General features: G+C 67.6%; 23 protein-coding genes and 1 pseudogene. 11 read left to right on the top strand and 13 right to left on the bottom strand.

What is annotated here, in order from left to right:
- Positions 1 to 92 precede the first annotated feature (92 nt).
- Genes A5780_RS15305 through A5780_RS15295 form a run of 3 tightly spaced genes read right to left on the bottom strand, consistent with a single transcriptional unit; the run spans position 93 to position 1,315 of the window.
- Positions 93 to 551 carry an SRPBCC domain-containing protein gene (locus A5780_RS15305; protein ID WP_064908769.1) on the bottom strand — a complete coding sequence of 153 codons (459 nt, stop codon included), beginning with the start codon at positions 549 to 551 and terminating at the stop codon, positions 93 to 95.
- Positions 548 to 898 carry a helix-turn-helix transcriptional regulator gene (locus A5780_RS15300; RefSeq protein WP_064908765.1) on the bottom strand — a complete coding sequence of 117 codons (351 nt, stop codon included), beginning with the start codon at positions 896 to 898 and terminating at the stop codon, positions 548 to 550. The genes A5780_RS15305 and A5780_RS15300 overlap by 4 nt, the downstream gene beginning before the upstream one ends.
- 39 nt (positions 899 to 937) lie before the next feature.
- Positions 938 to 1,315, bottom strand: a complete 378-nt coding sequence (locus A5780_RS15295; protein ID WP_064902761.1) for a nuclear transport factor 2 family protein — start codon at positions 1,313 to 1,315, stop codon at positions 938 to 940.
- Between the two features lie 127 nt (positions 1,316 to 1,442).
- Between A5780_RS15295 and A5780_RS15290 the strand changes: the two genes are divergently transcribed.
- The 5 genes from A5780_RS15290 (at position 1,443) to A5780_RS15270 (ending at position 8,064) form a co-directional block, all read left to right on the top strand.
- Positions 1,443 to 2,423, top strand: coding sequence for an RNA polymerase subunit sigma-70 (locus A5780_RS15290; RefSeq protein WP_064908764.1), 981 nt, complete (start codon positions 1,443 to 1,445; stop codon positions 2,421 to 2,423).
- A gap of 232 nt (positions 2,424 to 2,655) precedes the next feature.
- The gene (locus A5780_RS15285; protein WP_227463169.1) at positions 2,656 to 3,288 is read left to right on the top strand and encodes a TetR/AcrR family transcriptional regulator; all 633 of its coding nucleotides are present in this window, start codon (positions 2,656 to 2,658) and stop codon (positions 3,286 to 3,288) included.
- A 48-nt stretch (positions 3,289 to 3,336) separates the two neighbouring features.
- The gene (locus A5780_RS15280) at positions 3,337 to 5,322 is read left to right on the top strand and encodes an NAD-binding protein (protein WP_064908763.1); all 1,986 of its coding nucleotides are present in this window, start codon (positions 3,337 to 3,339) and stop codon (positions 5,320 to 5,322) included.
- A gap of 119 nt (positions 5,323 to 5,441) precedes the next feature.
- The gene (locus A5780_RS15275; protein ID WP_030518742.1) at positions 5,442 to 6,302 is read left to right on the top strand and encodes an alpha/beta fold hydrolase; all 861 of its coding nucleotides are present in this window, start codon (positions 5,442 to 5,444) and stop codon (positions 6,300 to 6,302) included.
- Between the two features lie 121 nt (positions 6,303 to 6,423).
- Positions 6,424 to 8,064 (top strand): MFS transporter, encoded by a 1,641-nt coding sequence (locus A5780_RS15270; protein ID WP_063018547.1) that lies wholly within the window; start codon positions 6,424 to 6,426, stop codon positions 8,062 to 8,064.
- 83 nt (positions 8,065 to 8,147) lie between these two features.
- Here A5780_RS15270 and A5780_RS15265 read toward each other — a convergent pair.
- Positions 8,148 to 8,537: pseudogene (locus tag A5780_RS15265) on the bottom strand (SHOCT domain-containing protein); the annotation flags it as partial.
- A gap of 324 nt (positions 8,538 to 8,861) precedes the next feature.
- Positions 8,862 to 10,946, bottom strand: a complete 2,085-nt coding sequence (locus A5780_RS15255; protein ID WP_064902757.1) for a prolyl oligopeptidase family protein — start codon at positions 10,944 to 10,946, stop codon at positions 8,862 to 8,864.
- Between the two features lie 143 nt (positions 10,947 to 11,089).
- On the opposite strand from A5780_RS15255, the gene A5780_RS15250 reads away from it, so the two are divergent.
- Positions 11,090 to 12,112 carry a dipeptidase gene (locus tag A5780_RS15250; RefSeq protein ID WP_064902756.1) on the top strand — a complete coding sequence of 341 codons (1,023 nt, stop codon included), beginning with the start codon at positions 11,090 to 11,092 and terminating at the stop codon, positions 12,110 to 12,112.
- Between the two features lie 78 nt (positions 12,113 to 12,190).
- Positions 12,191 to 13,594 carry a dihydrolipoyl dehydrogenase gene (gene lpdA, locus A5780_RS15245; RefSeq protein ID WP_030518736.1) on the top strand — a complete coding sequence of 468 codons (1,404 nt, stop codon included), beginning with the start codon at positions 12,191 to 12,193 and terminating at the stop codon, positions 13,592 to 13,594.
- A gap of 66 nt (positions 13,595 to 13,660) precedes the next feature.
- On the opposite strand, the gene A5780_RS15240 is transcribed toward lpdA, so the two are convergent.
- A complete protein-coding gene (locus tag A5780_RS15240; RefSeq protein WP_063018566.1) occupies positions 13,661 to 14,059 on the bottom strand; it encodes a helix-turn-helix domain-containing protein in 399 nt (132 codons plus the stop codon).
- A 116-nt stretch (positions 14,060 to 14,175) separates the two neighbouring features.
- On the opposite strand from A5780_RS15240, the gene A5780_RS15235 reads away from it, so the two are divergent.
- A complete protein-coding gene (locus A5780_RS15235) occupies positions 14,176 to 15,030 on the top strand; it encodes an SDR family oxidoreductase (protein ID WP_064908762.1) in 855 nt (284 codons plus the stop codon).
- 5 nt (positions 15,031 to 15,035) lie between these two features.
- Here the strand turns inward: A5780_RS15235 and A5780_RS15230 are convergent, their stop codons facing one another.
- The gene (locus tag A5780_RS15230) at positions 15,036 to 15,452 is read right to left on the bottom strand and encodes a VOC family protein (RefSeq protein WP_063018537.1); all 417 of its coding nucleotides are present in this window, start codon (positions 15,450 to 15,452) and stop codon (positions 15,036 to 15,038) included.
- A gap of 163 nt (positions 15,453 to 15,615) precedes the next feature.
- Between A5780_RS15230 and A5780_RS15225 the strand changes: the two genes are divergently transcribed.
- The gene (locus A5780_RS15225) at positions 15,616 to 16,431 is read left to right on the top strand and encodes a TetR/AcrR family transcriptional regulator C-terminal domain-containing protein (protein ID WP_063018535.1); all 816 of its coding nucleotides are present in this window, start codon (positions 15,616 to 15,618) and stop codon (positions 16,429 to 16,431) included.
- A 19-nt stretch (positions 16,432 to 16,450) separates the two neighbouring features.
- On the opposite strand, the gene A5780_RS15220 is transcribed toward A5780_RS15225, so the two are convergent.
- The 3 genes from A5780_RS15220 to ramB all read right to left on the bottom strand — a co-directional run bounded on the left by A5780_RS15220 (position 16,451) and on the right by ramB (position 19,373).
- Positions 16,451 to 16,990, bottom strand: a complete 540-nt coding sequence (locus tag A5780_RS15220; RefSeq protein WP_030518731.1) for a carboxymuconolactone decarboxylase family protein — start codon at positions 16,988 to 16,990, stop codon at positions 16,451 to 16,453.
- Between the two features lie 124 nt (positions 16,991 to 17,114).
- The gene (locus A5780_RS15215; protein WP_104407527.1) at positions 17,115 to 17,816 is read right to left on the bottom strand and encodes an alpha/beta fold hydrolase; all 702 of its coding nucleotides are present in this window, start codon (positions 17,814 to 17,816) and stop codon (positions 17,115 to 17,117) included.
- Between the two features lie 147 nt (positions 17,817 to 17,963).
- Positions 17,964 to 19,373 (bottom strand): acetate metabolism transcriptional regulator RamB, encoded by a 1,410-nt coding sequence (gene ramB / locus A5780_RS15210; protein WP_030518729.1) that lies wholly within the window; start codon positions 19,371 to 19,373, stop codon positions 17,964 to 17,966.
- 93 nt (positions 19,374 to 19,466) lie between these two features.
- Between ramB and A5780_RS15205 the strand changes: the two genes are divergently transcribed.
- Positions 19,467 to 21,035, top strand: coding sequence for an ATP-dependent DNA ligase (locus A5780_RS15205; protein WP_063018530.1), 1,569 nt, complete (start codon positions 19,467 to 19,469; stop codon positions 21,033 to 21,035).
- 169 nt (positions 21,036 to 21,204) lie between these two features.
- Here A5780_RS15205 and A5780_RS15200 read toward each other — a convergent pair whose 3' ends face one another.
- The 3 genes from A5780_RS15200 to A5780_RS15190 all read right to left on the bottom strand — a co-directional run bounded on the left by A5780_RS15200 (position 21,205) and on the right by A5780_RS15190 (position 23,719).
- Positions 21,205 to 21,645 carry a DUF4254 domain-containing protein gene (locus A5780_RS15200; RefSeq protein WP_063018528.1) on the bottom strand — a complete coding sequence of 147 codons (441 nt, stop codon included), beginning with the start codon at positions 21,643 to 21,645 and terminating at the stop codon, positions 21,205 to 21,207.
- A 126-nt stretch (positions 21,646 to 21,771) separates the two neighbouring features.
- A complete protein-coding gene (locus A5780_RS15195; protein WP_082940650.1) occupies positions 21,772 to 22,437 on the bottom strand; it encodes a CatB-related O-acetyltransferase in 666 nt (221 codons plus the stop codon).
- Between the two features lie 250 nt (positions 22,438 to 22,687).
- Positions 22,688 to 23,719: a hypothetical protein gene (locus tag A5780_RS15190; RefSeq protein WP_064908761.1), complete on the bottom strand. Its 1,032-nt coding sequence runs from the start codon at positions 23,717 to 23,719 to the stop codon at positions 22,688 to 22,690.
- Positions 23,720 to 23,821: 102 nt separating this feature from the next.
- Here A5780_RS15190 and A5780_RS15185 point away from each other — a divergent pair, with 102 nt between their 5' ends.
- A complete protein-coding gene (locus tag A5780_RS15185; RefSeq protein ID WP_231982964.1) occupies positions 23,822 to 24,460 on the top strand; it encodes a TetR/AcrR family transcriptional regulator in 639 nt (212 codons plus the stop codon).
- The last annotated feature ends 20 nt before the right edge of the window (positions 24,461 to 24,480 follow it).

Here is a 24,480-nt window from a genome sequence, read left to right as displayed (position 1 = left end):
GGTGTGGGAGAGTAGGACACCGCCGGAACATACATTCAGGTAAGGCCCCCAACCAGCAGGTTGGGGGCCTTACCCATTTTCGAGCCCTATTTCTATCGGTTCGACATTTCCCGGAGCCGTTCATCGAGGGTGGCGAGTTGCTCGCTCGTCCCGTGCTCGCGCCATTCCGGCTTTTCGTGGTCGTCGAGATAGGCCCCGTGTTCGGTGAGGGTCAGGCGGGTGCCGGCCGCGGTTTCGGCGAATTCGACCGTGGTGAGCGAGACCGTCACGACGGTGTCGTCCACACCCATCGTGGAGGTGTAGACGATGCGCTCGCCGGAGACGATCTCCTGGTAGGTGGTCGTGAAGGTCATTCGCTTGCCCTCGTGCACACCGGCGGCGATCTCGCGACCTCCGACGCGGAAGTCGAGTTCGTGCTCGGTGCCGGGTGCGCTGAACCACTCGGCCTTCCGTTCCGGTTCGGCCCATGCGCCGAAAACCGTTGCGGGAGTGACGGGGTAGTCGCGTTCGAGGGTGAAGGTGGAATGGACCAGGGAATGCGTGGGCGTCATGACGACTCCTCGGGGTCGGGGTTGGTCCGCTCGGCGAGGGTGGCGCCGAGCGCGTCGAGGCGGCGTTCCCAGGGGGTCTGCCGCGCGTGTAACCAATCCTCGGCGGGCCGCAGCGCATCGGGTACCAGGTGGCAGGTGCGCACCCGGCCGATCTTCTCCGACCGCACCAGGCCGGCGTCCTGCAGTACCTGCAGATGCTGCACAACGGCCGCCAGGCTCATCTCCAGCGGCTCGGCCAGGGCACTGACTGCCGCCGGTCCCCGGCCGAGCCGCTCGAGCAGATATCTGCGGGTGGGGTCGGTGAGCGCCCGGAAGATCAGGTCCAGCCGCTCGGATTGGTTAAGCACCCACTTAAGTGTAGGAGCCTTACCCTGATAGTCAAGTAGTTACTTAACTGAATCGTGCGCGCGTGCTGCTTCGAACGGCAGCCGGTCGAAGATGAAGCGGCTGGTGGTGATTCGGCCGTCGGCGACGGTGACCAGTTCCGCCGCGGGGGCGCTCGGTACCGGGAGGGTCGCGGTGTCGTAGCAGACGAGCGCGGTGGTCTCGTCCCCGAAGGCGGCGAACATCGTTGCGCCGGTGAGGATTCGGGTGAAGGGCTCCATGAATTCGCGGTAGGCCGCCGCGCCCTCGAGGCGTCCCGCGGGTGCGTCGCAGACGATGTCGTCGGCGATGTAGCTCATTGCGCGATCGATGTCCTTTCCGGTCCAGGCTTCGAAATAGGCGAGGGCCACTCGGGCCGCGGGGCTGTCGTCGGCGATCATGTCGTTCTCTTCTCGGGTCGATGGAATCGTTCCCTGATACAGACACCGGCCGGACCGGGAACGGACCGGTTGTCGGTGCCCGATGTGAGGATGGGGCTGTGAGGGATGGTGCTGTGAGGAAAGGACGATGACGGACTCGTCGATCGCGCGCGGTGTGGATGAGCGGACCTTTCGTGAGCTCACCGAGCCCTACCGCGCCGAGTTGCGTACGCACTGCTACCGGATGCTGGGGTCGATGTACGACGCCGAGGACGCGTTGCAGGAGACGCTGCTCGCGGCCTGGCGCGGGATGGGCGAATTCCAGCAGCGGTCGTCGGTGCGCACCTGGCTCTATCGGATCGCGACCAACCGGTGCCTGAATTTCCGCCGGGCCGCCCTGCGCCGGCCGGTCGCGCCGCTGCCCTTCGACGCTCCGGAGCCGACGCGTCACGGCGAGGTGAGCTGGTTGCAGCCGTGTCCGGATGCGTTGCTGGACCCGCAGCAGGTGCTGACCGCGCGGGCCTCGGTCGAGTTGGCGTTCATCGCACTGCTGCAACAACTTCCGCCGCGCCAGGCCGCCGTCCTCGTCCTGCGGGACGTGCTCGAATTCAGTGCGGCGGAGGTGGCCGACCTGCTCGGGCTCACTCCCATCGCCGTGAAGGCCGCGCTGCAGCGCGCTCGGGAACGGCTGTCCCGCAACACGGGCGGGCAGCCGGGGCCGGCGCCGGAGTCGCCCGCGGAACGCAAGCTCGGCGAGCGCTTCGCGCGGGCCTTCGAGGCCGCCGACGTGGGCGCCGTGGTCGCGCTGCTTACCGACGAAGCCTGGCTGACCATGCCGCCGTGGCCCCACGAGTACCGCGGCCGCGCGGCGATCGGCGAATTCCTCCGCGGTATTCCGGCATTTCGGGACGGGGCACAGATCCGGCTGCAATCGGTGCACGCCAATGGGCAGCCGGCATTCGGCTGCTATTCCCGGCGGGTGGACGGGACGTTTCGGGCGACCGGACTTCTGGTGACGACGTGCGGTCCGGATGGCATTTCGTCGCTCACGCATTTCCCGCCCGCCGAGAACTTCCCGCGCTTCGGCCTTCCGCTCGCGCTGCCGCCGCGCGGCACAACTATTTCCTGATGGAATCGTTGCGGAAATAAAACCTAGAAAATTCCTTCAAACTCTTCCGTTGTGTAGGTGTTATCGACTATCCTCCGTTTTGGCAAACCATCCGCGACATGAAGAGCGCAGTCATTGCATCGGCGCTCCGACCATAGAGACAACTTCCGGCTAACGCGCGGTCAGTCGGAGGTGTAAGCGAAGGGCCCGATCCATGACGAGGGAATCGGGCCCTTCGGTATTGTCTGGCGCAATGTCACAGGAAACGAACGCGGGTAGGATGTACGCCGGGCAGCCCGTAGAAGACCGGCAGCGGCAGCGACGTGCGCGTTTTCTGGAATCCGGACTGACTGTGTTCGCCAGAGACGGGTACGCCAATAGCTCGGTCGGAGCCATTTGCAAAGACGCCGGACTTTCCTCGCGTCAGTTCTACGAGGAGTTCACCGGGCGCGAATCGCTGCTGCTGGAACTCTACGAACAGATCGACCGGGAATCCCGGGACGCGGTGGTCGCCGCGCTGGACGCGCATGCCGATGCCAGTGCCATCGAGATCATCGACGCCGGGGTGCGCGCCTATATAGAGTCCATCGGGCGCGATCCGCGCAAGGCCCGCGTCGCTCTGGTCGAGGTGGTAGGCGCCGGGCCTAAGGTGGAGAAGTTCCGGTTGGAGCTGCGGCGCGCATGGGGTGCGCTGCTGGCCGGAGCGGCCGAGGATGCGGCGCTGCAGGGCGAGATTCCCAGCGGCGACTACGAAACGCGCATGCTCGCCATCATCGGTGCGGTGAATTACGTGGTCGACGAGTGGAGCGGTTCGGAGCCACGCCGGCCTCTCGACGAGGTGATCAGGGTGTTGCGCCGGGTCATCATGGGTGCGGTCAGCGCCTGATCGATGAAGCATCGTGCTGCCGAACGGGATTCGCTCTAGCATCGATACGTGCATGTTTCGCCGGGGGGCGGGCAGTCCCCGACATTCGTCGTCTGTGGCGACAACCCGCTCGTCCATCAGCTGGCACTGCAGCTGACCACCCGGTTCCCCGACGCCACCGTGACCGCGGTGCTGCCGAATCGCAACGGTAGCTACGTACCGCAGCTGGAGAAGCTGGACCGGGTCCGGATTCTGTGCGCCGAGCGCCTGGACGAAGCCGTTCTGCGCGCGGCCGGGGTGGAGCGGGCGCTGGCCCTGGCCCTGGTGGATCAGGCGGATGTGGAGAACTTCCACGCCGCGCTGCGCGCGCACGAACTCAACCCTCGGATTCGGCTGGTCATTCGAATGTTCAACACCGGCTTGGGTTTTCGCATCCGCCGGTTGTTCTCCGACTGTGTGGTGCTCTCGATCTCGGAGATGGCCGCGCCGTCGTTCATCGCCGCGGCCCTCGGCGAGAAGGCGCAGGGTTATCTGCGGCTGGGGGAACGCACGCTGTATGTCGCGGCGGTCGGTGATGCGCCGCCGGACCGGGTGGTGTCCGGACTGGCCGGCGGGCCCGGCGCAATCGCGTTGCGCTCTCCGCACGCACCGGCGGACCGGGTGCTGGCGCTGGCCGGGCGGGTGCCGTACTCCCCCGGGGCGCGGCGGCGTTGGCTGAATCAGCTGCGCTATCTGGTCCGCCACGATCTGATCCGGCTGCTGCTGGTGATGCTGATCATCATCGCGGCCGTGTGCGTCATGATGGTGTTGATCGGAAACAGCTGGGGCACAGCGGTATACGAAACACTGCTGGATTCGGCGGGTGCGGCGCAGCCGGAGCCACGGCGCGAACCGCTGTTCAAGATCCTGCAACTGGGGGTGGTCTTCACCGGGCTGGCGATGACGCCGGTGATCACCGCGCTGGTGGTGGGCGGAGTCCTGCGGGCGCAGCTCTCGGAATATTCGATCGACCCCTCGCGAATGGAAAACCACGTGGTGGTCGCGGGATTGGGCAATGTCGGGATGCGCGTGGTGGAACAGTTGCGCGACCTCGGCGTACCGGTGGTCGGGCTGGACTACGACGAGAACGCGCGCGGCATCGCGCTGGCTCGCAGCCTCGGGGTGCCGGTGGTGATCGGTCAGGCCACCTGGGAGGACACGCTGCGTGCGGTAGGTGTGCCGAAGGCGCGTGCGCTGGTCCTGCTGACCTCCAGTGACGCGGTGAATCTGGAGGCCGCGATGCTCGGCCAGTCCTACCGTGACGATCTGCGGGTGGTGCTGCGCGTCTCCGACGACGACCTGGCCGACCGGGTACAGCGCAGCCTCGGGAAGGCGGTGGTACGCAGCGTCTTCCAGTTGGCGGCCGACGGATTCGCCGCGGCGGTGGTGGAGCGGCGGGTGATTGCGACCCTGACGATCAACCAGGCCACACTGCTGGTCGCGGAGGTTCCGGTGGAGCCGGGATCGGCGCTGATCGGGCTGCGGATCGCCGACCTCGGATCGGCGGAGCACACCCGGGTCATCGCGGTGCAGCCGGCGGTCGGCGACACGCTCGAATGGCAGCCCGCGGCGCAGAGGGTGCTCGCCGCGGGCAACCAGCTGGTGGTGGTGGCGACCCGGCTGGGGCTCGAGGAACTGCTGGAGCGTAGTTGCGCACCCGCGGTGAACGACACGGCACGCGAGGCCATCGTGGCGGCGGAAGCGCTGGTCGCGGACGCGGCAGAAGAGTTGGTGGCCGACGCGGCGAGAGAATCGGTCGCCGACGTGACAGAGGAATCGGTGGCCGACGCGGCAAGGGAATCGGCGGGCGGCGCGGCGGACGAATCGGTCGACGCGGCGAGAGGATCGGTCGCCGACGGGGGAATGGTTGCGGAGGTGGCGGGCCGGTCTGTCGCCGACGCGAAGGCCGAGGGGCTCGCCGGTACGCAGGGCGATGTCGCGGAGGACGTGGTGGATCGGGAGACCGGTCAGCGATCCGCGGACGGGTCGGCCGAGCCGGATGCGGTGGGTTCCTGAAGCGGTGAGCTCGTGAGGCGGTGGGCTCCTGCGGCTCGTGCACCGGGCGGCCTTGTGAGCTGGTGAAGAAGCGGGCCGGGCGTCGGCGGCCGGGGTGTGGCTCGCGGTAGCGTGCGCGTATGGAGACGATTCCGATCCAGATGCCGGACGGGTCGACGGTGCCGGTGCGGTTCGTCGCCGCGAGCGGTCCGCACCGGCACGCCATCACCGCGGACGCCCCGCGCCCGGTCATCGTGATCATTCCGGGCCTGGGTGTGCCGGGCGAGTACTACGGGGATTTCGCGCGGGAGCTGGCGCGGCGCGGATTCGATGCGGCGATCGGGGAGTTGCGGGGTAACGGTGACAGCCGGCCGAAGCCGAGTTCGTCCAGTACCTACGGCTACCACGAGCTGGTGTCGGTCGATTTTCCGGCGATCTTCGAGGCCGTGCGCACCCGTTTCCCGGACAGTACGCCGATGCTGCTCGGGCACAGCATGGGTGGCCAGCTCGGGGTCATGTACGCCGCGCGGATCCGGGGTCGCCTGGGCGGGCTGATTCTCGTCGCCTCCGGCACGCCCTACTACCGGGGATACGGCGGAATCGCCCGCTCCGCAATGCTGGTCGGACCGGCCGCCATCTCGCTGACCGCGAACCTCGCCGGTTTCTGGCCGGGCGATCGAATCACCGCCGGCGGATTCGGCCGGCAGTCCAAGGTGCTGATCTCCGATTGGGCGCGGCTGGCCCGCACCGGCCGGTTCGTGCCGGTCGGCGCCGATATCGACTACGACGAGCGCATCGCGCGGCTCACCCTGCCGGTCCTCTCGATCACCGTCGACGGCGACGATCTCACCCCGCGCAGTTCGGCCGCACACCTGCTGGAGAAGCTGCCCAAGGCGCGTGTGAGCACGTGGCACGAGCCGAAACCGTTGGGACACAACGGCTGGATCACCGATCCGGAAACGACCGTCGACCGCATCGAGAAGTGGGTGCGCGACCTGTAGCCGAACACCGCCGATTCCGGGGTCGCGAGTGCTTCAATAGACGAATGCGCAGGTGGGTCGCCCGCCGTAACCGGTGCTCCGGCCGTCGTCTCGCGTCGGCTCGACCACGAGCGCGGCGGGAATGACGACGCGGCCGGGCGCCGCCTCCGGATCCACACTCGTCTTGGCGGTGCTGGGTTCCGGTCAATTCCTGATGACCCTCGACAGTTCCGTCATGAACGTCTCGATGGCGACGGTCGCCCACGACGTCGGCACGACAATCACCGGAATCCAAACCGCCATCACGCTGTACACGCTGGTGATGGCATCGCTGATGGTCACCGGTGGCAAGGTCGGGACGATTCTCGGGCGGCGGCGGGCATTCGGCGTCGGATTGGTCGTCTACGGCGCGGGCTCGCTGGTCACCGGGCTGGCGCCGAATCTGGGTGTGCTGCTGCTGGGCTGGTCGCTGCTGGAAGGCATCGGGGCGGCGTTGATCATGCCGGCGATCGTGTCGCTGGTGGCGGCGAACTTCGCCCGCGAACGCCGCGCCGCCGCATACGGACTCGTGGCCGCGGCCGGTGCGATGGCCGTGGCCGTAGGCCCGCTCGTGGGCGGGGCGGTGACGACCTTCGCGTCCTGGCGGTACGTGTTCTTCGGCGAGGTCGTGGTCGTGGTCGCGATTCTGCTGGTGCTGCGCCGCGTGGCAGACGTACCGGCGCAGCGGGTGCACTTGGACCTTCTGGGTTCGGTGTTGTCGGTCGTCGGGCTGGGGGCCGTGGTGTTCGGGGTACTGCGGTCCAGCGAATGGGGATGGATTCGCCCACGCCCCGGCGGTACCGAGATCGCGGGTTTGTCGCCGGTGATCTGGTTGATCCTGGCGGGCCTGCTGGTGCTGTACGCCTTCCTGCGGTGGCAGAACCGGCTGGTGAGTTCCGGCCGGGAGCCGCTGGTCGACCCCCGGTTGTTCGGCAATCGCCGGCTCGGGGGCGGGTTGGCGATGTTCTTCGCGCAGTTCGCGGTTCAGGCCGGAGTGTTCTTCTCGGTACCGCTGTTCCTGTCGGTGGTGCTGGAATTGAGTGCGCTCGAGACCGGTGTGCGCATCCTTCCGCTGTCGATCGCGCTCGTCGCCGCCGCCGCGGGAATTCCCAAACTAGCGCCGCGGGCGAATCCACGGCGGGTGGTGCGCCTCGGCCTGGGGTCGATGATCATCGGAATTCTGTTGCTGGCCGGCGGCATGGATCCCGGAGCGAATGCCGCGGTGGTGGCGGTGCCGATGTTGTTCATGGGCTTGGGCCTGGGGGCCCTCTCCTCGCAACTGGGCGCGATCACGGTATCGGCGGTGCCGGATTCGCAGAGTGCGGAGGTCGGCGGGCTGCAGAACACCGCGACGAATCTCGGCGCCTCGCTCGGCACCGCGCTGATCGGCTCCATTCTCATCGCCACGCTGACCTCCTCGGTGATCAGCGGGATCGAGAACAACCCCGCGGTCCCGCCCTCGGTCGCGCAGCGGGCCGGAACCGAACTGGCCGATGGCGTGCCGTTCCTGTCGAATACCCAACTGCAACAGTCGCTCACCGCCGCCGGAGTCGATCAGTCGACCGCCGACGCGGTCGTCGCGGTCAATTCCGATGCCCGGCTGCTGGCGTTGCAGGTGGCCTTCGCGGTGACGGCGATGCTGGCCGTGATCGCGTTGTTCTTCACCGGCCGGCTACCGCGGCGTGCCGTCGGCTCCGATCCGGACGCCGACACCGCAGCCGGCGAGCGGACCGGAGCCGGGTAGCGCTACCTGGCTGCCAGATCGCCCCGCTCGACACTGCCCTGGTCGACATTGCCTTGGGGGCTGCCGGGTCCGGCATTGCCTGTGCCGGAGCCGTTGTGACCGAGCGCGCGGGCCTTCAGCTGGGCGAACTCGGTGGCGTCGATCGTCCCGGAGTCCAGCAGGGCCTTGGCGTCGGCGATCTGTTCGGCGGGCGACTTGCCCGCCACCTGGCGGATGTAGTCGTCGGCGGCCTGCTTGGCTTCCGCATGAGCGTGCTGGGCGCGCTCGGCCATGCCCTTTCCGCGCGCGACCAGATAGACCAGAGCCGTGATGTAGGGGAATATCACCAGGCAGATCACCCATGCGGCCTTGGCGATGCCGGAGACCGTGTGATCGCGGAACAGATCGGTCAGGATCTGGAACAGGATGATCAGGTAGGCCACGAAGGCGAACACCAGAATCGTGTACCAGACGTAGTCCCAGAACGTATCCATGATGTGTGTGCTCCTCTCGAGAACCCGCTACCGAACCGCGGTGGTCGGCGAGATGGCCGAATCGGTGAGTCGCTGACGGGCAAGCCGTTCGACGAGTTCCGGTAGGGCCGGGACCGGTGATCCGCGCAGGTCTCGGAGGGCGCTCGCGACAGCGATCTCGATGGCCCGGTGTGGCGCCCGACCGCTGTCGGTGTGCGCGTTGCGAATCCTGTCGTTTTCGGTCCCCGAACCGAGAATGGCAGTGCGATAGATCACGCTCCAGAGCCCAAAGGCCCTGGTCGCCGCAGGCCTTTGGTCATCTGTTTCGAGAGTGGGACGCGTCGGTCAGGCGGTGGTCCGCCGCTCGATCAGCATCTGGGTGAAGAACTCGTAGATCAGCGCGGATTGGAAGGCCATCTGCTTGTTGTCGGCCGCGCCGCCGTGCCCGCCCTCGATGTTCTCGTGGTACCAGACGGTCCGGCCCTGAGATTCCAGCAGTGCCGCCATCTTCCGGGCGTGGCCGGGATGGACCCGGTCGTCGCGGGTGGAGGTGGTGAGCAGGATCGGCGGGTACGGGCGTGCCGGATCGGCCGCCATCGCGCGCTGATAGGGCGAATACTCGCTGATGTACTGCCACTCCTCGGGCTTGTCCGGGTCGCCGTATTCGGCGATCCAGGACGCGCCGGCCAGCAGCAGGTGGTAGCGCTTCATATCCAGCAGCGGCACCTGGCAGACGATGGCGCCGAACAGTTCCGGATAGCGGGTCAGCATCACGCCCATCAGCAGGCCGCCGTTGCTGCCGCCGACCGCACCGAGTTGTTCCGCGGTCGTGATATCCCGCGCGACGAGGTCTTTCGCGACCGAGGAGAAATCCTCGTAGACCTTGTAGCGGTTGGCCTTCTGCACCTGAGTGTGCCATTCGGGTCCGTACTCGCCGCCGCCGCGGATGTTGGCCATCACCCAGGTGCCGCCGCGTTCGAGCCAGCCCATTCCCGAGGCGCCGCTGTAGCCGGGGGTGCGGGAGACCTCGAAGCCGCCGTAGCCCGAGACGACGGTCGGGCCGGGCCGGTCCCTGTGGTCGCGGTGGCGAATCACGAAGTACGGCACCATGGTTCCGTCGTCGGAGCGCGCGAAGAACTGCTCGGTGTCGATGCCCTCGGCGTCGAAATACGCCGGTTCCCGCTTGAGGGCTACCGCCGGGCTGCCCACCGAACCCGCCAGCAGCGTCGCCGGAGTGGTGAAACCGCTTGTGGTGAGCATGAATTCGTCACCGCTCTCCAGCGGATCCAGATTCATGACGTTGGTGGTCGCCATCGGCGGGGTGTCGGCGAGCGGTTCGCGGGTCCAGCCCGCGCCCGGGACCGTCGCCGTGCCGGGAGTCAGGACGTACAGCTTGGTCTGCACGTCCTCCAGCGTGATCAGCAGTAGGTGGTTCTCGGTCCAGCCGTAGCCGTGCAGTGAGGTGTGCGCGTCGGGTTCGAAGACCACCTCGAACTCGCGTGCGCCGCCGAAGAAGTCGTCGATGTCGATGGCCAGCAGGGCGCCGGCGGGATAGCTGCGCCCGCCCACCTCCCACGGCGATTTCAACTGCACCAGCAGCCAATCCTTGTACCAGGACTCGGAGGCGTCGGTGGGTACGTCGATATGTCGCAGCGTGCCGTCGGGATCCAGCAGATAGACCGATTCGTTGAAGAAGTCGGTGGCGCGGGCGACGTAGTGGCGCTCGTATCCGGGCGTGCGATCGTAGCCGGCCGAGACCATCACATCACCCGGCTCGCCCTCGAAGACGGTTTCCGCCTCCGACAGCGGGGTGCCGCGGCGCCAGCGCTTGGCCAGCCGCGGATATCCCGAGTCGGTGAGCGTGCCGGGGCCGAAATCCGTTCCCACGTACACGGTGTCGGCATCGATCCAGCGCACCTGTGATTTGGCCTCGGGCAGGTGGAAGCCGCCCGCTGCCGCCGGGCGGAATTGCCGTGTGGTCAGATCGAATTCGCGCACCACCTTGGCGTCGGCCCCACCGCGGGACAGGCTGATCAAGGCCAGTTTCTGGTCCGGGCGCAGCACCGCCGCACCGCCCCAGACCCAGTTCTCGTCCTCGGCCGTGGCCAGGGCGTCCAGGTCGATGAGCACATCCCAGGCCGGATCGTCACCGCGATATTCGTCGAAGGTGGTGCGCCGCCACAGCCCGCGGGGGTGTTCGGCGTCGCGCCAGAAGTTGTAGAGCCAGGGTCCGCGTCGCGTCGGGTACGGGATGCGGGTGTCGGTGTCGAGCATGGCGAGGATGCGATGGTCGAGGGCGTCGAACCGGTCGGAGGTGGCGAAGCGTTCGATCACCACCTCGTTGTGTGCCCGCGCCCAGGACAGGGCACGTTCGCCGGTGACATCCTCCAGCCACAGGTACGGGTCGGTCGTTTGCTCGGCGCCGCTCATGGGTCACATTGTGGCCTACCGGTCGGTCCGCCGACGGGCGAGAGGTGCGGCGGGTGCGTCGCGCCGCCGTGTCCGGTCGCCGCGTGCGGTCACGACTCCGTACAGTTGCGGGACGCCTCGGCGACGCCGGAAGGAGGACCGCGGTGGCACATCCGCTCTGGGAGCAGCACTGCTGCCTGCCGATCCTCCCGTCCGCCGATGTCACCGAACTGACGCGCTATCCGGCCGGCTCATACCTGTCGGTGAATGTGGGGTACTCACTGCATTCGATCGAGGATGCGCTGGCCATGATTGACCTGCTGCGCCGGAAGGCGCTGGCGGACGGGCGTTTCCGGCTCGTCGAGTCCGTCGGCGACACCGAGGTGACATCCGGTCCCCGGGGCCGCATCGCGCTCGCCTTCGATCTGGAGGATTCGCGGCCGCTCGACGGCGATCCGGACAACATCGCGCTGTTCCATTCGCTCGGCGTGCGTTCGCTGCTGCCGACCTACAACCACGCCAACGCCGCCGGCGGCGGCTGCCTGGACCCCGACGATCGCGGCCTGACTCCCTACGGCCGCACGATCATCCGCACGCTCGGTGAGGTCGGGATGTTCGCCGACGGGTCGCATTGTTCGCGGCGGACCGGACTGGAGATCGCCGAGGTCGCGGGTGGGCCGATGATCTACAGCCACTCCAATTTCGCGGCGCTGTGGCCGCATCCGCGCAATATCGGCGACGACCAGGCGCGTGCCTGCGCTGCGACCGGTGGGGTGATCGGGATCAACGGCGTCGGAATCTTTCTGGGCCGCAACCGCGTCGAGGGGCGGGCCGCGCGCATCGAGGCGATGGCCGACCACATCGCCTACGGTGCCGATCTGGTCGGTGTCGAGCACATCGGGATCGGTTCGGACTTCTCCTTCGACGGAGACCAGTTCAACGCGGAGATCGCGGCCGCGCCGGAGAACTTCTCCGAGGACTACACGCGGTGGGGGCCGCTGCAGTGGGTGCCGCCCGAGGATCTGCTCGGACTGTCGTGTCTGGGGATGGATGTGGACAACCCGGACGCCCGGCCCGGCGTCGCCGGACTGGACGAAGTCCTGGCCCGCAGGGGTTTCATCGACTCCGAACGCGCGGCGATCTTCCACGGCAATTTCGCCCGTGCCGCACGAGAGGTCTGGAAGTAGACGCACGCTGTGGCCGCCCTCTCACCCCTGCGGGGGATGGATGAGTGAGCTTTCGGCAACAGCGCTAGGCTCGTTCCCGTGACTTCCCACTACGATGTCGTCGTTCTCGGCGCTGGTCCCGGCGGTTACGTCGCCGCGATCCGCGCCGCTCAACTCGGCCTGCGAACAGCGATCGTCGAGCAGAAATACTGGGGTGGCGTGTGCCTGAACGTCGGGTGCATTCCGTCCAAGGCACTGCTGCGCAACGCGGAGCTGGCCCATATCTTCACCAAGGAAGCGAAGACGTTCGGTATCTCCGGACAGGCGAGCTTCGACTTCGGTGCCGCCTTCGACCGAAGTCGTAAGGTCGCGGACGGCCGGGTCAAGGGCGTCCACTTCCTGATGAAGAAGAACAAGATCGACGAGTTCGACGGGAAGGGCACCTTCACCGACGCGAACACCCTCTCGGTCGAGCTGAGCAGCGGCGGCACCGAAACCGTCACCTTCGACAACGTCATCATCGCCACCGGCACCGAGACCAAGCTGCTGCCGGGCACCTCGCTGTCGCAGAACGTGGTGACCTACGAGGAGCAGATCCTGACCCGGGATCTGCCGGGGTCGATCCTGATCGTCGGCGCGGGCGCGATCGGTATGGAGTTCGGGTACGTCCTCAAGAACTACGGCGTGGACGTGCGGATCGTGGAGTTCCTCGACCGCGCGCTGCCGAACGAGGACGCCGATGTCTCCAAGGAGATCACCAAGGCGTACAAGAAGCTCGGCATCACCATCACCACCGGTGCCTCGGTGCAATCCATCGAGGACAACGGTTCCAAGGTCACCGTTTCGATCAAGGACAACAAGTCCGGTTCGGTCGAGACCGTCACCGTCGACAAGGTGCTGCAGGCCGTCGGTTTCGCGCCGCGGGTGAAAGGCTTCGGCCTGGAGAACACCGGTGTGCAGCTGACCGAGCGCGGTGCCATCGCGATCGACGACTATATGCGCACCAACGTGCCGCACATCTACGCCATCGGCGATGTCACGGCGAAGCTGCAGCTGGCGCACGTGGCCGAGGCGATGGGTGTGGTCGCGGCCGAGACCATCGGGGGCGCCGAGACGCTGCCGCTGGGCGACTACCGGATGATGCCGCGCGCGACGTTCTGCCAGCCGCAGGTCGCCAGCTTCGGCCTCACCGAACAGCAGGCGCGCGACGAGGGGTACGACGTGAAGGTCGCGACCTTCCCGTTCACCGCCAACGGCAAGGCGCACGGCCTGGGCGATCCGACCGGTTTCGTGAAGCTGGTCGCCGACGCGAAGTACGGCGAGCTGCTCGGTGGCCACCTGATCGGCCCGGATGTGTCGGAGCTGCTGCCCGAGCTGACGCTGGCCCAGAAGTGGGACCTCACCGTCAACGAACTCGCGCGCAACGTGCACACCCACCCGACGCTGAGCGAGGCGCTGCAGGAGGCGTTCCACGGTCTCGCGGGTCACATGATCAACTTCTGATCTCCGCGCCGACGGCCCGGTATCGGCGAATACGCCTGGTACCGGGCCGTTTTCGTGTCCGGGCGATCAGTCGCGGTGGTAGATGTCCTGCGCCGTCGAGATGACGTCGATGTTGTCCTCGAGAATCGCGATCAGGCCGTACAGCTGATCGGCGACCTGTTCGCCCAGTTCGGTGAGGGTGTATTCGACGCGCGGGGGGATGGTCTGCTGGACCTCGCGGTGAATCATGCCGTCGCGTTCGAGGGCCTGCAGGGTTTGCGACAGCATGCGTTCGCTGATGCCGTCGACCCGGCGCCGCAGCGCGCTGAAACGGTAGGGACCTTCACGCAGCGCGACGAGGGCCAGTGCGCCCCAGCGGCTCGCGACATTCTGCAGCACCGGCCGGGAGCGGCAGTTGCGCGCGAAGACGTCGGCTTCCAGGGTCGGATCGGCGTCGTCCGCCGATCGCAGTTGCCGGCTCGTCATGCTCTTGATGCTACCCATCGCTGCGGTAGTGAACTTTTCATCTGTAGTGCGGGAATATCAGGTACTAACTAATAGTTAGTGCAAATGTTTCGTACACCAGAGCTGGAGGTTGGGTTATGACCGTCGCCGTCACCGGGGCAAGTGGGCAGCTGGGCCGTCTCGTCGTCGAGGCGCTGTCGAACAGGAATGCGGGGCCCGTCGTCGCGGTCGTCCGGGACCCGGTCAAGGTCGCCGACCTGGCCGAGCGCGGTGTGCAGGTGCGGCAGGCCGCCTATGACGATCCGGAAGCGCTGGACCGCGCCCTCGCGGGTGTTGATCGGCTACTGCTGGTGTCCGGCAACGAATTCGGTGCGCGGGTCGACCAGCACACCACTGTCGTGCGCGCCGCCGAGCGGGCCGGGGTGCAGCTGCTGGCCTACACCAGCATTCCCCGCGCCGAGCGGAATCCGATGATTCTCGCGCAGGAGCATCGCGGCACCGAAGAGGTGATCGCGGAATCCGCTGTGCCGCATACTTTCCTGCGTAACAGCTGGTACTGGGAGAACTATCTGAACGGTCTCGACGCGACTCTGGAATCGGGCGTGCTGTACGGCTCGGCCGGGGACGGACTGGTATCCGCCGCCGCGCGAGCCGACTACGCCGAGGCTGCCGCGGTGGTTCTGACCACCGACGGTCATGCGGGACAGGTCTACGAACTCGGTGGCGACGAGCATCTGTCGCTCGCCGATGTGGCGCGGGTGATCTCGGCGGCGTCCGGCAAGCCGGTGCGGTATCAGGATCTGCCGCAGGACGAGTATGTGGCGGGATTGGAAAAGGCCGGCGTGCCCGGTGATTTCGCGCGGGTGCTGGCCGATTCCGATGCCGGACTGCGTGCGGGATGGCTGGATGTGACCAGCGGCGATCTGCGGAAACTGATCGGCCGGCCGTCGACGTCCGCGGCCGAGGTGCTGAGTGACGCGCTCGGCCGCTGAACGGGTCAGGATCCGGTCGCGCCCGCGGCGTAGGTGCTCGGATCGCCGACCCACTGGACCAGTTGAATGATGATGCCGTTGGGGTCGACCGCCTGGAAATAGCGCTCGCCCCACGGCTCGGTTTCGATCGGTGTCACGATCTCGACCCCTTCGGCTCGCACGCGCTCGTATTCGGCGTCGATCTCGTCGACCGTGAAGACGATCAGCAACCCCTGGCCGGCCGCACCCGCGACGCGGGCCGGTTTGAACGTGTCCAGCCCGGTGCGCAGGAAGATCACGTGGAATCCGGCGTCGGGGCGGGTCAGCGAGACGAATCCGTCGGCCGACATGTCGACGGTGAATCCGAAATGGGTGCCGAGGAATTTCGCCGACGCGTCCGGGTCGGCAACGTTGAGCGAGACGGCGGATGCGGTGATGTTCACGGTCCTCCTCGGGGCGGGCGCGCGGCACGGTGCCGCGCGATCCGATAATTCTCTACTAAGTAGACTGTACATGGTAGAGAGTTATTCCCGCCGCGCGCGCGACTCGATACGATGCGCACGACGCCGAACCGCGGCGGCACGGCAGGCGAGACCGGGAGATCGGGTGCGAGAGAATTCGGCCGAGCAGCGGCCCCGCCGGGCGCGCGTCGCCGGTGAGCGATCCAGCGCCGGCGATCCCGCTCGCACGCTGGAGTTGCTCTGGCGGCAGCCGGGCCGCGCGTCCGGGCGCGGCCCCAGACAGCGCAGCAGCGTCGACGAGGTCGTGGCGGCGGCGGTGGATATCGCCGATGCCGAGGGGCTGGAGGCGCTGACGATGCGGGCGGTCGCCGCGAAACTCGGGCTGACTCCGATGGCCACCTATACCTACGTGCCCGGTAAGGCCGAGCTGCTCGACCTCATGCTCGATGCGGTCTACGGCCGGATGCCGCGCACGGACCTGACCGGAAAGTCGTGGCGCGAACGCGTATGCGCCGTCGCGCAGGACAATCGCTCGATGCTCGCCCGCCACCGCTGGGTGGCCGCGGTGCCGACCACCCGGCCACCGCTGGGTCCGGGCCTCGCCGCGAAATACGACCACGAACTGAGCGCCTTCGACGGGCTCGGACTGAGCGATGTCGAGATGGACGCGGCGTTGACCTACCTGCTCGGCTTCGTCACCGCGGTGGCGCGCATCGCGATCGATACCGATCGTGCGGCCGCCGACAGCGGGCTGTCGGATCGCGAATGGTGGGAACGCACGGCCCCGGTCCTGGAACAGGTCTTCGATCCGCAGCGTTATCCGCTGGCCGCGCGGGTCGGCTCGGCCGCCGGACAGGCTCACGACAGCGCCTACAGCGCCGAGCACGCCTGGAATTTCGGTCTGGCGCGCGTCCTGGACGGCCTGGCCGTCCTCGTCGAACGGTCCGAGGCGTCCGACTGACCCGCCGAGTCCGTCCGGCTCAGTGGTCGGTCTGGATCCGAAGGGTGGTGATGGTGCTGGCCAGACCTTCGTATTGGTTTGCCAGCAGGACGATTTCGATGAGGCGCTTCTCGTCGTAGTGCTGCGCCAGGGCCGACCAGGCGGCATCGTCGACGTCGCGAGTAGTGACCAGTTGGTCCACAGCGGTGAGCAGCGCGCGTTCCTTGTCCGACCAGCCCTCGGCTTCGGGCCCGGTGCGCAGGCGCGCCAGGATGTCCTTGGTGACACCGGCGCGTTTGCCCAGGCGGATGTGGTGGTCGGTCTCGTATTCGCAGTTCCGCAGATGTGCGACGCGCAGGATGACCAGTTCGGTCTCGTAACGCGACAGTTTGCCGCCGGGCATCAACCGGCCGGAGAAGTGCAGCCAGCCGCGGAACAGGCCACCGGTGCGGCCGAGCGTGCTGAACAGGTGGGCGTCGTCGGTACCCGCCGCGCGGGAAAGCACCTGCCAGACAACCCAATTCACCGGGCCCAGTTCGCGCAGGCGACCGGGTGCGATCCGCGGCTCCGTCGACACCATGCCCCACGCTAACAAAAATGACGCGCACCGGTGGCTGCCTCGCTGGACCGTCGCGCGTACCTGCGGTCTCGGCGAGCTCCGCGGGGGCCGGGCCGACAGATTCCGGCTGTCGGCCCGGGGCATATCACCGCTGAGCGGCGAGCAGGATCAGGTCGGCCACGGCGCTGGGGTCGGATACGGAAACCGCGTGCGACGCCTGGACTTCGACGGTGTGCGCGCCCGCCCGTTCGGACATGAACCGCTGCGACTCCACGGGGATGTTCTTGTCTTCGGTGGTGACCAGGGAATAGGCCGGGACGGCGCGCCATGCGGCTACCGAAGCCGGCTGCTCGAGCGCGGCGAGCGCGACCGGGCGCTGGGTGATCGCCATCGTCGCGGCGACGTCGGCCGGCACGTCGGCGGCGAACTGGGCGGGGAATTCGTCCTGGCGGATGTGCAGTTCGGTGCCCGCCGCCCCGGGAAGCGGATGGGCGACGGTGGTGGGTGCGAGCGTGGAACCGGGGAACTTGCCGGTCAGCTCCAGGGCGTTCTCGCCCTCCGCGGGAATGAAGGCCGCGACGTAGACCAGGGCCGTGACCGCGGGCTTGTCGTGCGCGGCGACGGTGATGACGCTGCCGCCGTACGAATGACCCGCCAGAACGATCGGGCCCTCGACGGTGTCGAGGACCGAAGCCACGTAGGCGGCATCGGTGTCGAGTCCGCGCAAGGGGTTGGCGGCGGCCAGCACGGGGTAGCCCTCGGCGCGCAGGCGTGTGATGACGCCGTTCCAACTCGAGGAATCGGCGAAAGCGCCGTGGACGAGGACGATGGTCGGCTTCGTGGTCATGGACATGCTCCTCTGGAGGATCGGATCGCGGCTCCTCGAGTCTCGATCACTCGCCGTGGCCTCGCCCCTCGCTGTGGGCCAGGTATCCACTGAATCGGGACATCGCCCGACCCGCGCGAAATATGCCGGAGTTCGGTGGCCGTCCGCTCAGCGCAGGACGTACGGGGAGATCGAGCTGCGGTGCTCGCTGATATCCAGGGACTTGCCCAGCGGCGGGAACGCGCGCTGCGGACAGTTGGCGCGTTCGCAGACACGGCAGCCGGCGCCGATCGGGGTGGCCTGGGGATCGGTGAGGTCCAGGCCGTCGGCGTAGACCACGCGTCCGGCGTGGCGCAATTCGCAGCCCAGGCCGATGGCGAAGGTCTTGCTGGGCTGCCCGTAGCGGGTGGCGCGCCGCTCGACCGTGCGCGCGATCCACAGATATTTGCGGCCGTCGGGCATCTGGGCGATCTGGGTCATGATCCGGCCGGGATAGGCGAAGGTCTCGTACACATTCCACAGCGGGCAGGTCCCGCCCGCGGAGGAGAAGTGGAATCCGGTGGCGGACTGGCGTTTCGACATGTTTCCCGCGCGATCCACGCGGACGAACGAGAAGGGCACCCCGCGCAGTTTGGGCCGCTGCAGGGTGGAGAGCCGGTGGCAGATCGTTTCGTAACTCTGCGCGAAGAACGCCGACAGCCGCTCGATGTCGTAGCGGAAATCCTCGGCCACCTCGTGGAAATGCGAGTACGGCAGCACCGTGGCCGCGGCGAAGTAGTTGGCGAGGCCGAGTTTCGCGAGCGTACGGGTGTCCTCGGAGGCGAAATTGCCCTCTTCGACCAATTTGTCGATCAGATCACCGCATTCCAGATATGCCAGTTCCGTGGCCAGTTTGAACACGCGCTGACCGCCCGACAGATGCGGGGCGATCTCGAGCTTGCGGGCCTCGGGGTCGTAGCGGTGCAGCACACCCTCGCCCAGGTCGATCCGCTCCACGATCTGCACGCCGTATCCGGTGGTGAGCCGGCGGGTGAGCTCGCGTCGCAGATCACCGCCGTGCAACCGCATGCGGGTCGCCAATTCCTCTGCGGCGGTATCCAATTCGTGGATGTAGTTCTGGCGCTGATAGAAGAAGTCGCGCACCTCCTCGTGCGGACGGGAGATGGCGCCCGAGCCGCTGCCGTCGGAGAAGCGGTCCTCGGTGGCCGCGGCCAGCTGCGCGGTCGTGTTGCGGTAGCGGCGGTGCATATTCACCAGCGCCCGGGCCAGGCTGGGATGGGCCGAGACCATATCGGCGATCTCCTGCGCATCGGCCTCGATGCCGAGTTCGGTGTCCATCACCACCTCTTGCAGCTCGGCGATCAGGCGAGTGTCGTCCTGGGAGGCGAAAAAACTGGTGTCTACGCCGAACACCTCACTGATCCGCAGCAGTACCGGTACCGTGAGCGGACGCACGTCGTGTTCGATCTGGTTGAGGTAGCTCGCCGAGATCTCCAGCTTCTTGGCGAGCGAGATCTGGCTCAGCCCCCGTTCGGTGCGCAGCTGTCGCAGTCGCGCCCCGACGTAAGTCTTGGCCATATGCCCAGACTATGGACCTTTCGCAAAGCTGCCAATGGAGAATTAGCAGTGGACTCGAGCTATATGTCACACCGAGCGGCTACCGTCGAGTCCGTGCTGCTTTCGGATGTGGTCGCGGCGTCGGAATCGGTGCGGGCATCGGCGTCGCGCAAGGTCAAGATCGCGGGTCTGGCCGAACTACTGGGCCGGGCCGAATCGGACGAATTGATGCCGGTCGTCGCGTGGATATCCGGTGAGCTACCGCAGGGCAGGCTGGGCGCGGGCTGGCGTACGGTCGCCGGCATCGAGGTGGAGCCCGCGCTCGAATCGACGCTCACCGTCGCCGCGGTCGATCAGGCGCTGACGGAATTGGCGGCCGTCGCCGGATCCGGATCGGTCGCGCGGCGGCGGGAACTACTCACCGCCCTGCTCGCTCGGGCGACCGGCGACGAACGCGCCTTCTTGATTCGCCTGCTGACCGGTGAGCTGCGCCAGGGCGCGCTGACCGCGATCGTCGCCGAGGCGGTGGCCCAGGCGGCCGACGTGCCGTCCGAGCTGGTGCGCCGGGCCTATATGCTCTCCGGCCGCCTGCCGGTGACCGCCGCCGCGGCCATCGCCGGCGGCGCGGAGGCGCTGTCGGAATTCCGGCTCGAGGTCGGCCGTCCGATTCAGCCGATGCTGGCCTCGCCCGGCGCCACACTCGACGATGTGCTCGGTGAATTCGAGGGTGACGTGAGCGTGGAGCACAAACTCGACGGTGCGCGGATTCAGGTGCATCGCAAGGGCTCTCAGGTCTGGGTGTTCACGCGCACGCTGCGCGACATCACCTCCGGCGTGCCGGAGCTGGTGCAGCTGGTCTCCGAATTACCTTGTGACAGTGTGGTTCTCGACGGCGAGACGCTGGCGCTCACGGACTCCGGCCGACCGCGTCCGTTTCAGGAGACGATGAGCCGGTTCGCCGCCGACCCGGCCTCGGAGGAGCCGCGACTGACGGTGAACTCGACCAGGGAACTGCTGTTGCATCCGTACTTCTTCGACTGCCTGCACCTGGACGGCCGGGATCTGCTCGATGCCCCGCTGCGTGAGCGGCGCGTGGCGTTGGCGAAAGTGGCGGGCGCGCAGATGATTCCGGCGCTGATCGATCCGGAGCCCGAGGCCGTCGCCGAATACTTCGACGGTGCGCTCGCCGCGGGGCACGAGGGCATCATGATCAAATCGCTGTCCGCACCGTATGCGGCCGGACGCCGCGGCCGGGCGTGGCAGAAGATCAAACCGGCGCACACCCTCGACCTGGTGGTGCTCGGCGCCGAATGGGGATACGGCCGCCGCACCGGCTACCTGTCGAATCTGCACCTGGGCGCGCGCGATCCGCACGGGGGCGATCCGATCATGGTCGGCAAGACCTTCAAGGGGCTCACCGACGCGCTGCTGCAGTGGCAGACCGCGGAATTTCCGCGCCACGAGCGCGCCCGCGACGGCCACACCGTCTATCTGTGGCCGGAGTTGGTCGTCGAGATCGCCCTCGACGGGGTGCAGACCAGCACGCGCTATCCCGGCGGCGTGGCACTGCGGTTCGCGCGGGTGGTGCGGTATCGGCCGGACAAGGAGCCCGCGCAGGCCGACACGATCGACGCCGTGCGCGCGTTGATGCCCGCCGGGCCGGAGGTGGGGGCGACCGCCTGACGGGAGGCGTCGGCTTGCCAGCCGTTTCACAGGAACATCCGGGGCTATCTCGAGGATGTCGGCGCAGGATCGGTGTGTCGGGTCGCCCGATGCGGATCGACTGCCCTGATCCGCTCATCAGCCATCGGCGGCGTCGGTCCCTCGCCCGCGCCGCCGTTCGGCCGGTGGTTCATTCCTCTTCGCGGTGACCGCTGAGATCCGGCAACCGGCACAGGCCGGCGGTCACCTCGCCGGCCAGATGGTCGTAGGCCACCGCCAATTCCGACAGCCGCCGCCAGGCGTCGTGCATGACGTATTCCGGTTCGTGCGTCAGCGTCAGATAGGCCAATGCGGAGAACTGGGCTAGCCGGTCGATCACCGTGCCGACCGTTTCGGTGTGCATGCGTGCGCCGCCGTGTGCCCGGGGTAATTCGGTGGCGACCCAGCGATCGATATCGGAAACCAGTTGGGCCCGATCGCGATCGATGTCCAGGGTCGGCCCGGGCGCGGCGGACAGTCTCTGCTCGTGCAATTCGCTGAGGCGCCACGCGCATTTCAGCACGGGGTGACCGTCGTAGGTCAGACCCCGGCAGGCCTCGAGCAGGAGGTGTTTGGGTGGGAGCGATTCCACGACCGTAATACTCCACGCCCAATGTTTCTGATTGGCATCGCTGCGTCGGTGACCTCGGCCGAATGCCACTGAGTCTCAGTGTCTTCCGCTGTTCGAGAGATGGGGGTGGGTGATTCGGGCATGCGGTTACTCGGTTCGGGAGGGCTGTGCGGGTGCCGCTTTCTCCAGGTCGTCGACAGTGCCGGACATGATCGTGCGGACGTGCTCGTCGATGTGCGCGAGCGGCCAGTCCCACCAGGCGAGGGCCAGCAGGCGGTCGATGTCGGCCGCGCTGTAGCGGTGGCGGATGAGCCGGGCGGGATTGCCGCCGACGATGCCGTAGTCCGGGACGTCGGAGGTCACCACGGAACCGGCGCCGACGATGGCGCCGTGACCGATGCGCACTCCGGGCAGCACCGTTGCGCCGTAACCGATCCAGACGTCGTTGCCGACCACCGTGTCGCCGCGATTGGGCAGCTCCATGAGGAGGTCGACATGCCGGGACCATGCGCCACCCATGGTCGGGAACGGGAAGGTCGAGGGCCCGTCCATGCGGTGGTTGGCGCCGTTCATGATGAATCGCACGCCGGTGGCGAGGGCGCAGAACCTGCCGATGACGAGCTTTTCCGGACCGTAGTGGTAGAGGACATTGCGGGTTTCGAACGCGGTGGGATCGTCCGGATCGTCGTAGTAGGAGTATTCGCCGACCTCGATCAGCGGCGAGGTGACGAGGGGTTTCAGCAGGACGACTCGCGGCTGCCCGGGCATCGGATGCAGCGTGGTGGGAGGTGTGACGGGAAGTTGTTCGGGCATGCGGAATCCCTTCTGTCCGTGGCTGATCGGAAAGTGCGAAAACCGCGACTACCGCTTTGATGCGACGAATGTTGCTTCCCGATGATGGCATACGCCCTCCCGGGCGGGGAGTGCACCGCACCACGGTGTACCGGCGCTGGCGCGATGTTTGGTGTTGTTGCGGACCCCGGCCGACCCCGAGGGGCCGCGGCGGGCCGCCGCCGCGGCGGTGCCGGCGGCGCAGGCGGGTGCGTTCGCCGCGGGGTAGGGATTACGCGTCGCTGCCGTAGAACTCGGCGACGGCGGCGAATGCGGCTTTGGGTTCCCAGGTCATATCCGGGTAGGTGGCGCCGTGGCGGTCTTCGAATACTTTCACGATGCCCAGCCCGGCGAGGTCGAGGTCGTCGCGCGGGTCGGCGTCGGGTCGATGGGGATGGCTGTGGAGCGCGAACAGGAACACGAAAGCGGAGTCCACACCCTCACTGTCGAAGATCTCGAGCAGGTCGCTGAGATAGGCGGCCTGCCCGGCCTCGTCGCGCACATAGTCGCCGTCCAGCCGGACCGGCGCACCCGTGACGGGGTCGTATTCGACGATCTCCATACTGCGCGGCGCCACATCGGCCGAACCTCCCCAGGTCGCGGTGCCGAAACCGGTGATCGCCAACGGCTTTCCCTGAGCGACCAGGGCGCGCACGCCGTCGCGAAACCGGTCGGCGACCTCGGCCGAGCGAATCAGCTCGACGGAAACGAAATCGAAAGGCGCCCAGTCGATCTGCTCGTACGGGATAGCGCAGTAGGTGAGTTTGCCGAGGAAGTGGCGCCGCACCGCGGCCACCGCGTCGCGCAGGAAGTCGTCGAGGCGGGCGCTCACCTCGGCTATCCGGTCACTACGCTCGCCGGGCTCGGAGAACAGGTGACCGACGCGATCCATCGCGGTCTCGCCCGGTAGGAAGCCGCGGTTCATCAATGTCAGTTCGACGCCGGTGACGAAGACGACCTCCGCGCCGGTGCGGCGAATGCGCTCGGCGCGCTGCGCGCACTCGCTGAACAGCGCGAGGATCTCGGCGGTCGTCAGCTCCAGCGGGTACGGCGAGAACCAGACCTCGAGGCCCAGCTCCGCGGCGTAGCCGGCGGCGAGTTCCAACCGCTCCGGGTCACCACCGGTGATCTGGACGGCCGTGCAGTGCAGATCGTCCCGGATGACGGCCAGTTCCCGGCGGACCACCGCTGGGTCGAACTCCGGCCGGGATGTACTGCCGTTGCGGACGAATCCGGTGTCGTAGGTCATTCCTTTGCCTCGCATGGATGGGCCCTTCTGTTGGCGCGAGTGGATGCGCCACCAAGCTAAGCGCAAAAAGTGCGTACACGCAATTTTGCGTGGACGCAGATATGGCATGATGGACCCGTGACCACGAGAGCCGTGACGACGAAGACGACGGGCTTGCGGGAGCGCAAGAAGCAAGCCACCCGGATGGCGCTGCGCGAGGCGGCGCTGCGGCTGGCCCTCGAGCGCGGGCCGGACGACGTGCGGGTCGAGGACATCGCCGAGGCCGCCGGGGTATCGCCGCGGACGTACAACAACTATTTCTCCAGCCGGGAAGAGGCGATCGTCGCCGCCGTCGGCGCGGACCGGGAGGCGCGGGTCGCCGCGGCGATCGCCGGGTATCCCGCGGATGCGCGTTTGGCCTCGGCCGTCACCGAGACGATCGTCGCGCAGTACTCCGATCCGGGCGACGAACATCGAGACGCACTGGTGCTGATCACCACTCACCCGGCGCTGCGCACGGCGTTCCTCGGCGCCACCGCGGCGATCACGCCCGCACTCGAGGATGTGATCGCCGCACGGGTGACGGACGCCGGCGGGCTCACCGCGCGGGTCCTCGCCGCCGCCGTCGCGGCCGCCGTCCGCGTCGCCCTCGAACAATGGCTGCGACCGGTCGAAAGCATCGCCGGCTTCGTCGTGACCGCCGGATCGCTGCCCGAGCAGCTGCGGGCGGCGCTGGCTCCGCTCGACCCGGCATTCGACGCGGCCGAGGGCAGGTGACCGCGCACCCCCGCGGGGTG

It is taken from the genome of Nocardia sp. 852002-20019_SCH5090214 (assembly GCF_001665865.1).
Classification (GTDB): domain Bacteria; phylum Actinomycetota; class Actinomycetes; order Mycobacteriales; family Mycobacteriaceae; genus Nocardia; species Nocardia nova.
Note: the sequence above shows the minus strand (reverse complement) of the source record. Positions and strands in the feature narration are given on the sequence as shown.

What these genes read in the sequence shown, in the direction of transcription:
- A5780_RS15305 (WP_064908769.1), bottom strand. Translation starts at nt 551, where the DNA reads ATGACGCCCACGCATTCCCTGGTCCATTCCACCTTCACCCTCGAACGC.
- A5780_RS15295 (WP_064902761.1), bottom strand. Translation starts at nt 1,315, where the DNA reads ATGATCGCCGACGACAGCCCCGCGGCCCGAGTGGCCCTCGCCTATTTC.
- A5780_RS15290 (WP_064908764.1), top strand. Translation starts at nt 1,443, where the DNA reads ATGACGGACTCGTCGATCGCGCGCGGTGTGGATGAGCGGACCTTTCGT.
- A5780_RS15285 (WP_227463169.1), top strand. Translation starts at nt 2,656, where the DNA reads ATGTCACAGGAAACGAACGCGGGTAGGATGTACGCCGGGCAGCCCGTA.
- A5780_RS15275 (WP_030518742.1), top strand. Translation starts at nt 5,442, where the DNA reads ATGGAGACGATTCCGATCCAGATGCCGGACGGGTCGACGGTGCCGGTG.
- A5780_RS15270 (WP_063018547.1), top strand. Translation starts at nt 6,424, where the DNA reads ATGACGACGCGGCCGGGCGCCGCCTCCGGATCCACACTCGTCTTGGCG.
- A5780_RS15255 (WP_064902757.1), bottom strand. Translation starts at nt 10,946, where the DNA reads ATGAGCGGCGCCGAGCAAACGACCGACCCGTACCTGTGGCTGGAGGAT.
- A5780_RS15240 (WP_063018566.1), bottom strand. Translation starts at nt 14,059, where the DNA reads ATGACGAGCCGGCAACTGCGATCGGCGGACGACGCCGATCCGACCCTG.
- A5780_RS15235 (WP_064908762.1), top strand. Translation starts at nt 14,176, where the DNA reads ATGACCGTCGCCGTCACCGGGGCAAGTGGGCAGCTGGGCCGTCTCGTC.
- A5780_RS15220 (WP_030518731.1), bottom strand. Translation starts at nt 16,990, where the DNA reads ATGGTGTCGACGGAGCCGCGGATCGCACCCGGTCGCCTGCGCGAACTG.
- A5780_RS15215 (WP_104407527.1), bottom strand. Translation starts at nt 17,816, where the DNA reads ATGACCACGAAGCCGACCATCGTCCTCGTCCACGGCGCTTTCGCCGAT.
- ramB (WP_030518729.1), bottom strand. Translation starts at nt 19,373, where the DNA reads ATGGCCAAGACTTACGTCGGGGCGCGACTGCGACAGCTGCGCACCGAA.
- A5780_RS15195 (WP_082940650.1), bottom strand. Translation starts at nt 22,437, where the DNA reads ATGCCCGAACAACTTCCCGTCACACCTCCCACCACGCTGCATCCGATG.
- A5780_RS15190 (WP_064908761.1), bottom strand. Translation starts at nt 23,719, where the DNA reads ATGCGAGGCAAAGGAATGACCTACGACACCGGATTCGTCCGCAACGGC.